Source organism: Falsigemmobacter intermedius, assembly GCF_004054105.1.
Classification (GTDB): Bacteria; Pseudomonadota; Alphaproteobacteria; order Rhodobacterales; family Rhodobacteraceae; genus Wagnerdoeblera; species Wagnerdoeblera intermedia.
Genome location: NZ_SBLC01000005.1, coordinates 1 through 12,670, shown reverse-complemented (window position 1 = coordinate 12,670; position 12,670 = coordinate 1). Strand labels below are relative to the sequence as shown.

The window sequence follows — 12,670 nt, the reverse complement described above, 5'->3', positions numbered from 1 at the left end:
GGCAGGCCCCCCGGGGGCGGTCTGCGCCAGGGCGGGCATCACAGAAAGGGTCGTCAGCAGCAGGGCCAGACGGGCAGGTGACAGTTTCATTTCGCGTTCTCCGCTAGATATGACGGGGGCTCCCTTTCTCCGCTGCAAAGCGGAGAGGGCACTGGCACGTCCGGCTGGTCCGGCCGCTGCAGCAGCGCATAGCCTGCGGCAGGGCCGACCCATTGACGGGACCAGAGCAGAGAATGCGCAGCATTCGTTACGAACTGGTTAATCACACTAAACCCAAGCCCTGTGCAGTGCTCCTCGATGCGGCGCAGACCGCCTGAGCGGCAGACCTTCACAGCACAGTCGAGCCGGATGTCGGTCACCTGATCATCCGGCCCGATGACCTGCCAGAGCCCGCTGTGGCGCGCTCCGGACCTCAGGGCAGAAAGCGGCGGACCGGGATCGGCTGAGATCAGATCCTGCGGCAGGCCCCGCGTTTCCACCAGCCGCCCCTGCCGCAGGGTGAGGGTGAGGGGATCGGTGGTGGAGAAGGTCTCAGCCCCCCCGGTTGTTACAACCCGCGCCGCCAGCGCACGTCCGGCACCTCCCGGCAGCTCCACGCTGAGCAGCTGACCGGAGCGGGCCTGAGCCGGGGTGAGGGCGGGTATCGTCTGCCCGGCCACTCCTCCCGGCCGGGCAGCCTGAACCACGGATTTCAGCCGGTCCACCGTTCCTGCGCAGCCCTGCAGCAGCAGACAGAGGGTGAAGATGCTCAAAGACCTGCAGATCACCGCCATAAAAGCCCCCGCTCGCGCCCGAGGCGGTCGGCATGCCAGCCGCGGACGGTTTCATAAAGCCGGCCCGGCACTTCCGGCCGCTGCCCGCCGTCCCGCTGCAGCATCCGCACCGTCGTCGAAATCTTCCGCCGCGTGGGCAGACCCGCAACCCAGTTCAGCGGTAGGGTCACCCGGATGCCCTTGTCAAAAGAGCCCTCCCCGAAGGCCTGCCGCGAGACATTGCTGAGGGTTGCAAAGGCCCCGACCCGCCAGCCGCTGGCGAATTCGCGCTCCAGCGTCAGGGTGGCGCCATAATCCCCGGCCAGATAACGGCCGAGGTCCAGCTGTGCCAGATAGCCTTTCGGCAGCTCATAATAGGCTGAAAGGTGACCGCCCTTTGCCCGCAGCCTGCCAAAATCCGCAAATCCGCTGAAGGAGCGCTGGCGCAGGTGATAAACCTCAGCACCAAGCGCGAGGCGGCTGTTCACCGGCTTCCACAACAGCTCTGCGGAAACCCCGCCATAGCCGCGCTCCAGCCAGCCTGCTGTAATATGGCCATAAAGTTCAGGCCCCGGGCGCATATACCACGAGAGATAGAGATCTCTCAGGCGCAGATCGCGGCGGTTGCGCAGATAATCATCGGTGCGCACATGGGGCAGCACCGAATTTGACGAGCGCGTCTCACGCCCCATGGTGCCGGCCAGACGCCCCTCTATTGCGCCGGCAAGGCTCAGGCCCCGGGCGAAGTGCCACTGCCCCCGCAGACGCAGGCCGGTGTCAAAGCGAAACGGGCTGTCGGGATCAAAGAGCGAATAGCGGAAATAGGGGGCAATCGCCCAGGAGAGCCGCTTTGCCGGGGAAAATTCCGTCATCGGCGGCGCGGCGGCGGGCACGGCTTCCGAGAGGCGCAGCTGCTGCCACAGACGCCCGGTTTGATCGGGCTGGTGGTCGAGCGCTTCCAGATCGCTGCGCCGGAGGCGGATCACCGACAGATCCAACCCGCGCTCGTCCGGCACCAGATCGAAATATTCGACCGAAGACGGCAGACTTCGGCTGAGGGCGCGGGCCGCCCGCCCGATGGCCTGACCGCCAGAGTGATAGCGCAGATTGCGCACCCTGATGCGCAGCACCGGCCCCGACACTGAGAGAGCCATGGCACGCAGCCCCTCTTCGGCCAGTGCCCGCTGCACCGCGGGGGCAATCGCGCGAACGGCCCGGGCTGAGCCCTGCTCCGTCCAGGCATCGGACCAGGCGGCGGGATCGGCGACAGGGTCCGGACGATGCGAGAGCGGCAGCGGCGCGCCCCCGCGCAACCCAGTCGCCCCGCGCAGCCGCGGGTTCAGCCCCATCTGCAAAGAAACTCCGAGGCGCGAGCCGTAAAGCGCATAGGCCCCCAGCGTCATGTTTTCTGTCAGGCGATAGTCCGCGCCAAAATTCATAGGGCTGCGCGCGGGGAACAGCCTCTGATCGCCGCTGAGTTCCCGATAAGCATCCGAACTCCACTCTGCCTTCAGTCCGAGCCTGGGGCTGACCTGCCATTCGATCCCGGCAAAGGGGGCCGCCGGGCCGCGAAACCACTGCCGGATATTGGGCGTGCCGCCGGTGACTGAGGAACGCTCTGCCAAACGCTCTCCGGTTGAGAAAAGGGGAGAGCGGCTGCCCATCTGCCCCCAGCCCAGACCGGCTGTCACGGTCAGCCGCGGGCTCAGCCGGTGGCTGGCCACGAGATATTCCGCCCCGTCCATTCCGGTTCCGGCGAAATCGCGCAGCCCCAGCGAGACCGCCGGCCACCAGCGGCCCTGGCGGACCAGCAGATAGCTGAGATCAAAGGCGCGGTCGAAATACTTCGCCCCCGGGCCATAGCCCCCTTCGATCCCGGCCGCATTCTGCGGCAGCCGAAAGCCGGTGTAGCGGAAACCGGCCTGAAGACGCGGCGTGATCTGGAAACTGACTGCATTGCGTAAGACGCCCCCCGCCTGACTGACCGAGACGCTGATCCGGCCATCGGGCTGCGGCAGGGCCGACGGCATCTCAATCAGTCCGCTCCCCGCCCGCAGATTGACGCCCGGCGCCATCTCGGCCCGACCGGGCAGAGGCGTCAGCACCGCCAGCGCGAAACCCGCACCAACCAGGGAGAGCGACACGAACTCAAACCGCATGAACCTCACACCCGATACACATCGCAACGAAGGACAGCTTAGGGCAGGATCAGATTATTACAACCTTTGCGTGTATCGCCGCTACGGTTTGATCCGAAAGAGGACCACCCGCAGGGTCTGAGCCAGCAGCCACAGATCGAAGCAGAGCGAGCGATGCCGCAGGTAGATCAGATCGAGCCGGGCTTTGCGCGGGATGCAGCGGCGGATATAGACCGCCTCCGTCTCTGCCGCGCTGTGACACTGCGCCAGAAGACGGGCCTCATGGCGATGAAACCGCAGAGTGGCCAGCCCCGTCAGGCCCGGGCGCGCGCGCAGCACCTCGGCATAAAGATGTGGAAACCGCTCGGTATAGCGGCGCAGCGGCGGGCGCGGCCCGACGAAACTCATATCCCCCCGCAGAACATTCCAGATCTGCGGGATCTCATCGAGGCGAAAGCGGCGCAGCCATGCCCCGCTCGGCGTGATCCGCCCGGACTTATCCGCGCCGGAAACCCCGGTGTTCGCCGCCTCAGCCACAGGGATCATGCTGCGCAGCTTCCAAAGCGTGAAGGGCTGATCGGGGCTGCGCATGCGCTCAGAGCAGTAGAAAAGCGGCCTCCCCTCGCGCAGCAAGAGCCACAGCAAAAGCAGCCCGAACGGGACGGCCAGCAAAAGCGCCAACGAAAGCGCGCCCTCCAGATCGAACAGGCGCTTTGCGGGCGTCATCGGAGAGACCTAGACGGGGGCCGGAGCGCAGCCGCCAGGGCCTGCGGGGTGCTGTCAGGCATCAGATCCGGCACCACCCCGGCCAGCCGCGCCACCGAGAGGGTCGTTCGCCGCGCAGCGCCTTCAGGGGCGGCGCGCCAGGCAAAGGTCAGCCCGGCCGCAGCAAGAATATCCGCCATGGCAACGGGGCGTGCCCCCGAGACATTCATCACCTCCGGCAGCTCGGCCCCCCGCGCGTCTGCCTGCAGAAGTCCCAGCGTCAGCCGCCAAAGGCAGGCGGGGGCAAGATAGCTGCGCTCAGGCCCATGGCCCTCGGGAAAGCGATCAAGCCGCAGCGGCCTGCCTTCGGCCACCTGTCGCCCCAGGCGGTCCGCTCCGGCGATATTCCCCAGACGCAGGACCACCGCGCGCCCTGACCGGCCCTGAAACTCCCGCAAAAACACCCTCTCTGCGGCCAGTTTCGAGACCCCGTAAGCCCCCGGAGCGCAGGGCAGATCCGTCTCTGTCGCGCCCCCGTCGGCGGTCCGGCCATAAACGGCCTGGGTCGAGGCATAAAGACAAAGCGGGACCGAAGCCGCCGCCAGGGCCTGAGCCGCCTCCCGGGCGATGCGGATATTCTCGCCATAGCCCTCCGCCGGGCCTGAGGTTACCCCCGAGAGGACCAATGCACCGTGCAACGGCGGCAGCGCATCGCCCGGGCGCCAGCGCGCAAGCCCGGCTCCGCCGCGGCGCGATGTCCAGATCACCGGAGCGCCTCCCGCTCCGTCGCGCATCAGCTGTCCGGTTCGCCCGGACGCCCCGATCACCATCAGCACCGACAGCCCTCGCAAAATACAACCACAGATTGTTATTCACTCTGACCCGGCCCCGCCCGTCTGGCAAGAGCGGGTGACCTGTGCTGCCCCTGTGATGCGCGGGGGGGATGTGTTATATCAGGCCCATGCGTAAGACATTCTCCGCTCTGATCTGTCTGCTCTCTCTCGCGCCGCCCGCTGTGGCGGCTGAGATCCGCTGCACCGGTGCCAGCGGGCATCTGGGCCGCGAGCGCATCTGCGCGGCCGCAGGCGAAACCTTCCGCAGCAGCAGCGCCAGCCTGACCCTTGAGGTGATAAGCGATGAGCCGCACCGGCTTTCAGCCCGCATCGGCTGGAGCGGCGGACAGGGGCCGCGTGTCGATGTGACCTCGCCCGACAAGCCCCTCGACGGCCGCGCCGTCTCGCGGCTGATGCAGGGGCTGCGCGGCAGCACCGATCTGCCCTGACCCGGCACCCACGGCGCAGCAAAAAGGGCCCCGAGGGGCCCTTTAGTGAGGGATAATCGGGATCGGGGCTCAATAGCCCTCAAGTCCCCCCAGTTCACAGATCACCGCCCATTGCTCCGGCGTCACCGGCTGCACCGAGAGGCGGCTGTTGGTCACCAGAACCATCTCGCTCAGGCGGTGGTCCTGCTTGCACATCTCCAGCGTCACCGGCACCGGCATCTTCGTCAGCGCCCGGATATCGACGCATTCCCAGCGCGGATCGTCCGAGGTGCTGTCGGGATGGGCTTTGGCGCAGACCTCCACCACACCGACGACCTCTTTGCCGATATTGGAGTGATAAAAGAAGCCGCGATCGCCGATCTCCATCGCGCGCATGAAGTTGCGAGCCTGGTAGTTGCGCACGCCCCCCCATTCTTCGCCGATCTCACCTTTGGCTACCTGCTGATCCCAGGACCAGGTGTCCGGCTCGGATTTGAACAGCCAGTAGTTCATCAGCCGATCACCCGACGCCATTCGCGCAGCGTGACGCTCTCAAAGAGGCCCGCTTTGGCATAGGGATCGGCGGCGGCGAAGGCCTCGGCCTCGGCCAGATCGGCAGCCTCAATGACCACCAGCGAGCCGACGGGCTTTTCGTTCTCAATGAAGGGGCCTGCAAAGAGCACCTTGCCCGAGCCGTTGAGAAACTCGAGATGCGCAGCGCGGTTCTCAAGGCGGGTCTCAAGCGCGTCGGCTTTATCAATGCAGGTCAGAGCGAAATACATGGTCATTCCTCTTTGAGGGGGCGGGACAAAAGACGTTTCGCGGCTTCCGCCACAGGCAGATCACCGGCTGAAACCGCAGCCACCATGGCGGTGACCGGCAGATCAGCGGCCATGCCAAGGCTTTCGGCGCGGGCCATGACGGCGCGGGCGGTGGCCAGCCCCTCAACCGTCTGGCTCAGATCCGGGGGCAGACCCTGGCCCAGGGTAAAGCCGTGGCGGAAGTTGCGCGACTGGCTTGAGGTGCAGGTCAGCACCAGATCACCAAAGCCTGACAGTCCCGAAAGCGTTTCAGGACGCGCCCCAAGCCGGGTGGCAAAGCGGGTCATCTCGGCAAAGCCGCGCGTCATCAGGGCGGCGCGGGCGCTGTCTCCGAAGCCCGCCCCGGTGACGATACCTGCCGCGATGGCGATCACGTTTTTCAAAGCGCCGCCCAGTTCCGCCCCGATCACATCGGTGGTGCGGTAAAGCCGCAGCACCGGGGTTGAGAGCGCGCTTTGCAGCGCCTCTCCCACCGCTTCATCGGCGCAGGCGAGCGTCAGGGCCGTGGGCAGGCCGCGGGCGATATCGGCCGCAAAGCTGGGGCCGGTCAGCACGGCGGGGGTGGCACCGGGGATCAGATCCGCGACCAGCGCCGAGGGCCCGCGAAGCGTGCTCAGATCGACACCCTTTGAGCAAAGCACCGGGGCTTTGCCCACGACATCAGGATGCTCCGCCAGAAAGGCCCCCATGGCCTGCATCGGCACGGCAACCAGCACCGGAGCCTCTCCGGCGCGGGGCAGATCTTCCGTCAGCGTGATGGCCTCCGGCAGGATCACACCAGGCAGGCGCGGGTTCTCACGCCCCGCAGCCCAGGGCAGACTGCGCCCCCAAAGCGTGACCGGACCTTTGACCGAAAGCGCCACCGCCAGTGCGGTGCCAAAGGCCCCTGCCCCTAAGACGACCGTCATGCTTTGGCCCCTTTTTTCCCCGACCCCAGCATCGCAGGTGCCGTCTGATCCAGCGGCCAGCGCGGCCGGGCTGAGAGATCGAGCCCGTCGCTGTGGCCGGCGCGAAAACGCTCAATCCCGGCCCAGGCGATCATCGCCGCATTATCCGTACAAAGCCGCAGCGGCGGGGCCACGAAGGGCACCCCGGCCGCGGTGGCAACCGCCGTCAGCTCGCCCCGGATCATCTGATTGGCCGCCACACCGCCCGCCACGGCAAAGGCCGTCACATCCGGGCATTCCACCAGGGCCCGACGCGACTTCTCGCGCAGGACAGCCGCCACGGCCCGCTGAAAGCCCGCACAAAGGTCACGGCGGTCCTGAACCGTCAGCCCGCCCTTTTCGGCAATAATGGCATCACGCGCCCGCAAAAGCGCGGTCTTCAGCCCTGAGAAGGACATATCGCAGCCCGGCCGGTCCAGCAGGGGGCGCGGAAAGACAAAGCGCTTCGGATCACCCAAAGCCGCCTCACGTTCAACATTCGGGCCGCCGGGCTGCGCCAGTCCAAGAAGTCTGGCGGTTTTGTCGAAAGCCTCGCCCGGGGCATCGTCAATGGTGCCGCCAAGGCGGCGGAAGCTTTCGGGCCCGTCCACCCGCAGGAACTGGCAGTGCCCGCCTGAGACGAGGAGCATCAGATAGGGATAAGTCAGACCATCCGTCAGACGCGGGGTCAGCGCATGACCTGCGAGGTGGTTCACCCCCACCAGCGGCAGTCCGGTCGCGGCTGAGAGGCCCTTGGCGCACATCACCGCCGCCAGCACCCCGCCGATGAGACCCGGTCCTGCGGTCACCGCAATGCCGTCAAGTTCCGTAAGATCAAGACCCGAAGCCGCCAGCGCCTCTTCAACGGCAAGATCCATCCGCTCAGCATGGGCGCGGGCCGCAATCTCGGGCACCACGCCGCCGAAGGCGGCATGCAGCGCCTCCTGGCCCGCGACGATATTCGCGAGGATCTCGGGCGCTTCGCCCTTCCGGTGGCGGATCACGGCGGCTGCGGTGTCATCACAGCTGCTCTCGAGACCCAGAAATGTCAGTATATCGGCCATAATCCCTCCGCCCCGTTGCCGGGGGCTGCAAGGGGAGGTAACACCTGACCCATGTCCGGACAATACCGCCCGCTTCTGCTGCTAACCCGCCCCGAGCCTGCCTCGCTGCGCTTTGCCGACCAGGCGCGCGCGGCTTTCGGCACCGGGTTTGATGTACTGATCGCGCCTTTGATGACGACGGTCTTCTTTCACCCCGCCCTGCCGGAGTGGCAGCCCGAGGGGATGATCTTCACCTCTGAGACCGGAGTTGCCGCTTTCGCTGCGCTGGAAAGCCGCCGCGGAACAGCGATTTGCGTCGGTCCGCGCACCGCCGAATCCGCCGAAGCCGCAGGCTGGCAGGCCGAGGTTGTAGGCGGCGATGCCGAGGGGCTTGTGCGGGAGCTGACAGCGCGGCAGCTCAAGGGGCGCTGGCTGCACGCCCGCGGGCGCGAGGCGGCGGGCAATCTGGCCGGGCGGCTGAATGCCGCAGGCATGGAGATCCATGAGCTTGTCGTCTACGCCCAGGACCCGCTGCCGCTGAGCAAAGAGGCGGCAGATCTGCTGATGCACAGCCCTGAGCGGCTGATCATCCCGGTCTTCTCTCCGCGCAGCGGTCGCCTGCTGGCAGAGGCCCTCTCCGATCGGCCCTGCCCCCGACTTCGGCTGGCGGTCATCAGCGCGGCCGCCGCCCGCGCGGTGGCGCCGCTCAGGGCCGCTTCGGTTGCCGTTGCCCCCACGCCGGACCTCGACGGCATGCTCTGCGCGCTCTCTGATCTGCCCGGATTCACCACCAAAGCTTGAAACCGACGCCGGGTCCGATAGTTATAGGCAATGTGGCGACCATCCGCCGCAGGACTGTTATGGAGGCGAGGGTGACCGAACAAAACGAGACTTCCGCGGGAACCACCCCCGCTGATGAGGCCATCCAAAGCCCGAAGGCGCATGCCAGGCGCTTTTCCTCTCCGCCCTCCGCGCAGCACACTGACCCGGAAGAAACAACCGGGGCGACAGATAAACCTCTGACGCCACAGGATCTTCCACCCCAGGAGCCATCCGCCCCAGAACCCATCCCGGAGGCTGAACCTGCGGCGCTGACGACACCCTCTGCCGCAGCCGTATCCCCGCCACCCCTGGCTGAGCCAAAGCGGCGCGGCCCCTTCCTGCCGATCCTTGGCGGATTGATTGCTGCGGGCATCGGCTATGGTGCGGCGCAATATATGCCCAAAGGCTGGCCGATTGCCGTGCAGGACAGCGCTGCGCAGTCCTCGCTGGAAGAGCGCCTTGCCCGCGCTGAGACTGCCCTCGCACAAAGGCCCGAAGCGACGGACACGGCACCGCTGATGGCGCGGATCGAGGCGCTGGAGGCACAACTGGCCGCAGGGCCTGCCGGGACCGGCGCAGATGAAAGCCGCCTCTCCGCGCTTGCTGCGGAAATTGAAGAGCTTCGCAACCGCCCCCTGCCGGAGGCGCAGGTCCTGACGGAAGGCGGCGCGGACCTGACGGCAGAGATTGTCGGTCTGAAAGCCGAGATCGAACGACTGAAAGCGGGTCTTGCCGACAGCGGCGAGACCGACAGCCTGCGCGCCGAGATTGAAGCCCTGCGCGCCGCCACGCTGGCAGAGCGCGAGGCCACGGAAGCCCGGGCCGCAGAACTCGCACGTGAGGCTGAGACCCGCGCCAGCGCCACCCGCGCTGAGGCTGCGGCGCTGCGTCTGGCCACGGCCATCGATGCGGGCACCTCGCTTGAAGCCGCGCTGAAGGATCTGACCGCCGCGGGCTTTGCCCTGCCGCAGGAGCTTCAGGCCAATGCCGCCGGTGTCCGCACTCTGGCGGCCCTGCAGCAAAGCTTCCCCGAAGCCGCCCGCGCAGCGCTTGCCGCAGATGCCCGCCCGCCTGAGGGGGCGGGGCTGGGGGACCGCGTCACTGCCTTCCTCTTCTCGCAGGCCAATATCCGCTCGCTGAACCCCCAGGAGGGGACCGATGCCGATGCGGTGCTCTCGCGTATGGAAGCCGCGGTTTCGGCCAATAATCTGGCCACCGCGCTGAGCGAGGCTGAAGCCCTCAGCCCGGCGGCCGCTGCGGCCCCCGCCATGGCGACCTGGCTTTCTGAGGCCCGCGCCCGTCAGGAGGCTGCGACATCCGCCGCGGCCCTCCTTCAGTCAGCCGCGCAGTGAGAGGCCGGATATGCCCTGGACCCTGATCAAAGCGATCCTCTTTTTCATCATCCTGGCGCTGCTGGCCTGGGTGGCCGCGGCCCTCTCCTCGGCGCAGGGCGGGATCCGCATCGCCATGATGGGCAAAGAAATCACGCTGGCACCGCTGCAGGCCGTGATCGCCTCTGTGGTGGCAGTCTTTGGCCTTTGGCTGATGGCGCGGATCATCGGACTGGTGCTGGCAATCGGGCGCTTCTTTGCCGGTGATGACACGGCCCTGTCGCGCTATTTCAGCTCAAACCGGGAAAGACGCGGCCTGAACGCCCTGTCAGAGGCGATGATCGCCCTGGCTTCGGGTGAGAACCGCGTCGCCATGGCGCGGGCAGAAAAAGCGCAGCGCCTGCTGGATCGCCCGGAACTCACCAGCCTGATCGAGGCCGAGGCCGCCCAGGCGGCGGGTGACAGCGCCAGGGCCGAAGCCGCCTATCGCAGGCTGCTGAGTGACGACCGCGCGCGCTTTGTTGCCGTGCGTGGCCTGCTGAAGCTGAAGCTTGAGGCCGGCGATACCGAGACGGCGCTGAAACTGGCCGAAAAAGCCCTCGCGCTGAAGCCGCGTCACAATGAAATGCAGGATCTGCTTTTGCAGCTTCAGACCGGAGCCGAAGACTGGCACGGCGCAAGGGCCACCCTCTCGGCTAAGCTGAAGGCCGGGGCGTTGCCGAAAGATGTCTGGAAGCGCCGCGACGCCCTTTTTGCGCTGCAGGAGGCAAAGGTTCTGCTCGATGGCGAAAGCTCCATCGAGGCCCGCGAGGCCGCGATTGCCGCGAACAAAGCCTCGCCCGACCTGATCCCTGCTGCCGCTATGGCGGCGCGCAGCTATATTGCTGAGGGTAAATCCAAACTCGCCCAAAGGGTTCTGAAAACGGCCTGGGAGGCGCAGCCCCATCCCGAACTGGCCGCAGCCTTCGCAGAGATTGAGCCCTCTGAGAGCCCGCAGGCGCGGCTGCGCCGCTTTGAGGTGCTGACGGATATTCACCCCGATCACGAAGAAACGCGGATGCTGCTGGCGGAACTGAATATCGCCGCCGAAGACTTCCCCACGGCCCGCCGCGCCCTTGGCGATCTGGTCACCACCCGTCCGGTGGTGCGCGTGCTGACGATCATGGCCGCCATTGAGCGCGGCATGGGCGCAGATGACGCCGTGGTGCGTGGCTGGCTGGCCCGTGCACTCAGCGCGCCGCGCGGGTTGCAATGGGTCTGCGGCAGCTGCAACAGCATCCATGCGGCCTGGGTCCCGGTCTGCCCCCACTGCGGTGGCTTTGATACCCTCAGCTGGTCAGAGGCCCCCGACGCCGGCACCGCAAGCCCGACCGGCACAGAGATGCTGCCGCTGATCGTCGGAAGCCCCACCCCTGCCGCCCCGGTCGTTGAGCCCACTGAAGCTGCGGAGCCCGAGACCGCCCCCGCGCCGCCCGAGGCGGAGGCGGAGACGGGGGCGGAGGATGAGCCCGAACCGGTAAAACCCGCGGCCTCGCCCTTCGTCAGCACCGAACCCGTCACCCCCGAAGAACTGGCCCGGCGCGGCGCCTTTTGAGCAAGAGGCCGAAAACTCTGAGAAAAGTGCGAAGCGGGCTGCAAAGCCCGCTTGCCAAGCCCGGAGCCTGCGTGTAAATCCGGCGAAGCATCCGAAGCCTTGAAGGCCAAAGACTGCAAAAGGTGCCGCTGTAGCTCAGCTGGTAGAGCACGTCATTCGTAATGATGGGGTCGGGGGTTCGAGTCCCTTCAGCGGCACCAGTATCCTACTGGAATACCAGCATAAAATGGCCGCCCTTCGGGGCGGCCTTTTGCATTTCGGCTCTCGTGGAACCACCGTGGAACCAGATTTGACGCTTGGACCCAGAGCCATCATCGCGAAAATGTGAAGCATGGTTTTAGGCCAGATCGGCCGACGCATCGAAAATCCGAGCTTCTCAGCCTGAGTTGCGAATCTGATCGGCAACTCTCGATCATAGGTATGCTTGAAAATGGATGTCCCACGTGAGCGGGCGAAACGGCCACCTGTGCGGCGGCTGACAAAAGGGCTTACAGAGTATCGGAGGTCGAACTGCGCAGCGGGCCGAGCTTTTCAAGGGCCCACTCATCCAGAGCGGTCTTGGGATAGAGCGGCGTGCGGTTCGCCAACTGATAGGCAGGACCACCGCCGCGCGTGGCAAGCGTTGCCAAGGTGGCCGGCGCATAGCTCAACCCGAACTGGGTTTCGAGATAACGACAGGCTTCATCCCGACGCAGGCGCGGCTTGCGGGCGATGAGCTCATCCCTTTCGGTTGCCTTGATATAGGCGGGTTCCATTAGTCTCCTCCTTATGAAGCCCCGTCATTCGGGGCGGGTTGGCATGTGCTGATATTGTCGCCCTTGATCGCCCGTGCCCCAAGATGCTGATTTTGGTTGTCCACATAAATCGGCAGGGCCTGAGCACGTCACATTCTATTTCCGAAGCGTTCTCCTATTTTATTTCCTGCGCTTCTCGGTTCTCCCTTTCGCAATTCATAAAGATTTTCCGCTCACCACGGGCTGGGCAGATCGTCATCCTCTTTCGGGATTTCAGGCTCTTCGTTGCTCGGGAAATAGATTTTCATAAAGGCCTCTGCCGTTTTGCCTGCTTTTCCGATCCGCAGATTGTCGGGCCGTATGAAAACTGAGCTGTGGTCTTCGAAGCGCATAAAGATTTGCGGCGGATTGGCCTTTGCGCGGATTTTCCAAGCGCCCCCAAGGGACGCCGCGAGAGCCGAACAACGGGCAACCCAAGCTCCGAAGGTCAGTCCAGCTTCACGTTCAGCACCTTGCAGATCTGCGCCACCTGCTGCTCCATCC

The 12,670-nt window shown here is 66.0% G+C and carries 14 protein-coding genes and 1 tRNA gene; 5 read left to right on the top strand and 10 right to left on the bottom strand.

What is annotated here, in order from left to right:
* Nucleotides 1-86: 86 nt before the first annotated feature.
* The 4 genes from EP867_RS04505 to EP867_RS04490 form a co-directional block, all read right to left on the bottom strand.
* Entirely contained in the window at nt 87-773 is a 687-nt protein-coding gene (locus EP867_RS04505; protein WP_128487017.1) for a YjbF family lipoprotein, read from the bottom strand.
* Nucleotides 764-2,911: a YjbH domain-containing protein gene (locus tag EP867_RS04500; RefSeq protein WP_128487016.1), complete on the bottom strand. Its 2,148-nt coding sequence runs from the start codon at nt 2,909-2,911 to the stop codon at nt 764-766. The genes EP867_RS04505 and EP867_RS04500 overlap by 10 nt, the downstream gene beginning before the upstream one ends.
* Before the next feature lie 81 nt (nt 2,912-2,992).
* Entirely contained in the window at nt 2,993-3,616 is a 624-nt protein-coding gene (locus EP867_RS04495; RefSeq protein ID WP_128487015.1) for a sugar transferase, read from the bottom strand.
* Nucleotides 3,613-4,389, bottom strand: coding sequence for an NAD-dependent epimerase/dehydratase family protein (locus EP867_RS04490; RefSeq protein ID WP_164888761.1), 777 nt, complete (start codon nt 4,387-4,389; stop codon nt 3,613-3,615). The genes EP867_RS04495 and EP867_RS04490 overlap by 4 nt, the downstream gene beginning before the upstream one ends.
* A 167-nt stretch (nt 4,390-4,556) precedes the next feature.
* On the opposite strand from EP867_RS04490, the gene EP867_RS04485 reads away from it, so the two are divergent.
* On the top strand, nt 4,557-4,877 hold the full coding sequence (locus EP867_RS04485) for a hypothetical protein (RefSeq protein ID WP_128487013.1): 321 nt from the start codon (nt 4,557-4,559) through the stop codon (nt 4,875-4,877).
* Between the two features lie 69 nt (nt 4,878-4,946).
* On the opposite strand, the gene EP867_RS04480 is transcribed toward EP867_RS04485, so the two are convergent.
* Genes EP867_RS04480 through tsaD form a run of 4 tightly spaced genes read right to left on the bottom strand, consistent with a single transcriptional unit; the run spans nt 4,947 to nt 7,667 of the window.
* Complete coding sequence (locus EP867_RS04480; protein ID WP_128487012.1) at nt 4,947-5,369, bottom strand: EVE domain-containing protein; 423 nt, start codon at nt 5,367-5,369, stop codon at nt 4,947-4,949.
* Nucleotides 5,369-5,638: a YciI family protein gene (locus EP867_RS04475; RefSeq protein WP_128487011.1), complete on the bottom strand. Its 270-nt coding sequence runs from the start codon at nt 5,636-5,638 to the stop codon at nt 5,369-5,371. The genes EP867_RS04480 and EP867_RS04475 overlap by 1 nt, the downstream gene beginning before the upstream one ends.
* A gap of 2 nt (nt 5,639-5,640) precedes the next feature.
* Entirely contained in the window at nt 5,641-6,585 is a 945-nt protein-coding gene (locus EP867_RS04470) for an NAD(P)H-dependent glycerol-3-phosphate dehydrogenase (protein WP_128487010.1), read from the bottom strand.
* The gene (gene tsaD, locus EP867_RS04465) at nt 6,582-7,667 is read right to left on the bottom strand and encodes a tRNA (adenosine(37)-N6)-threonylcarbamoyltransferase complex transferase subunit TsaD (RefSeq protein ID WP_128487009.1); all 1,086 of its coding nucleotides are present in this window, start codon (nt 7,665-7,667) and stop codon (nt 6,582-6,584) included. Before tsaD ends, EP867_RS04470 begins: the two co-directional genes overlap by 4 nt.
* Nucleotides 7,668-7,718: 51 nt before the next feature.
* Here tsaD and EP867_RS04460 point away from each other — a divergent pair, with 51 nt between their 5' ends.
* From EP867_RS04460 to EP867_RS04445, 4 genes are all read left to right on the top strand, one after another.
* Nucleotides 7,719-8,447: a uroporphyrinogen-III synthase gene (locus tag EP867_RS04460; protein WP_128487008.1), complete on the top strand. Its 729-nt coding sequence runs from the start codon at nt 7,719-7,721 to the stop codon at nt 8,445-8,447.
* Nucleotides 8,448-8,518: 71 nt separating this feature from the next.
* Nucleotides 8,519-9,820: a COG4223 family protein gene (locus EP867_RS04455; protein WP_128487007.1), complete on the top strand. Its 1,302-nt coding sequence runs from the start codon at nt 8,519-8,521 to the stop codon at nt 9,818-9,820.
* A gap of 10 nt (nt 9,821-9,830) precedes the next feature.
* Nucleotides 9,831-11,393, top strand: a complete 1,563-nt coding sequence (locus EP867_RS04450; protein WP_128487006.1) for a heme biosynthesis protein HemY — start codon at nt 9,831-9,833, stop codon at nt 11,391-11,393.
* A 124-nt stretch (nt 11,394-11,517) separates the two neighbouring features.
* Nucleotides 11,518-11,593, top strand: a tRNA-Thr gene (locus EP867_RS04445).
* Between the two features lie 288 nt (nt 11,594-11,881).
* Here the strand turns inward: EP867_RS04445 and EP867_RS04440 are convergent.
* Both EP867_RS04440 and EP867_RS19765 read right to left on the bottom strand, forming a co-directional pair.
* Nucleotides 11,882-12,148, bottom strand: coding sequence for a hypothetical protein (locus EP867_RS04440; protein WP_128487005.1), 267 nt, complete (start codon nt 12,146-12,148; stop codon nt 11,882-11,884).
* Nucleotides 12,149-12,360: 212 nt separating this feature from the next.
* On the bottom strand, nt 12,361-12,670 hold a 310-nt coding region (locus EP867_RS19765), incomplete at its 5' end, for a hypothetical protein (RefSeq protein ID WP_164888760.1).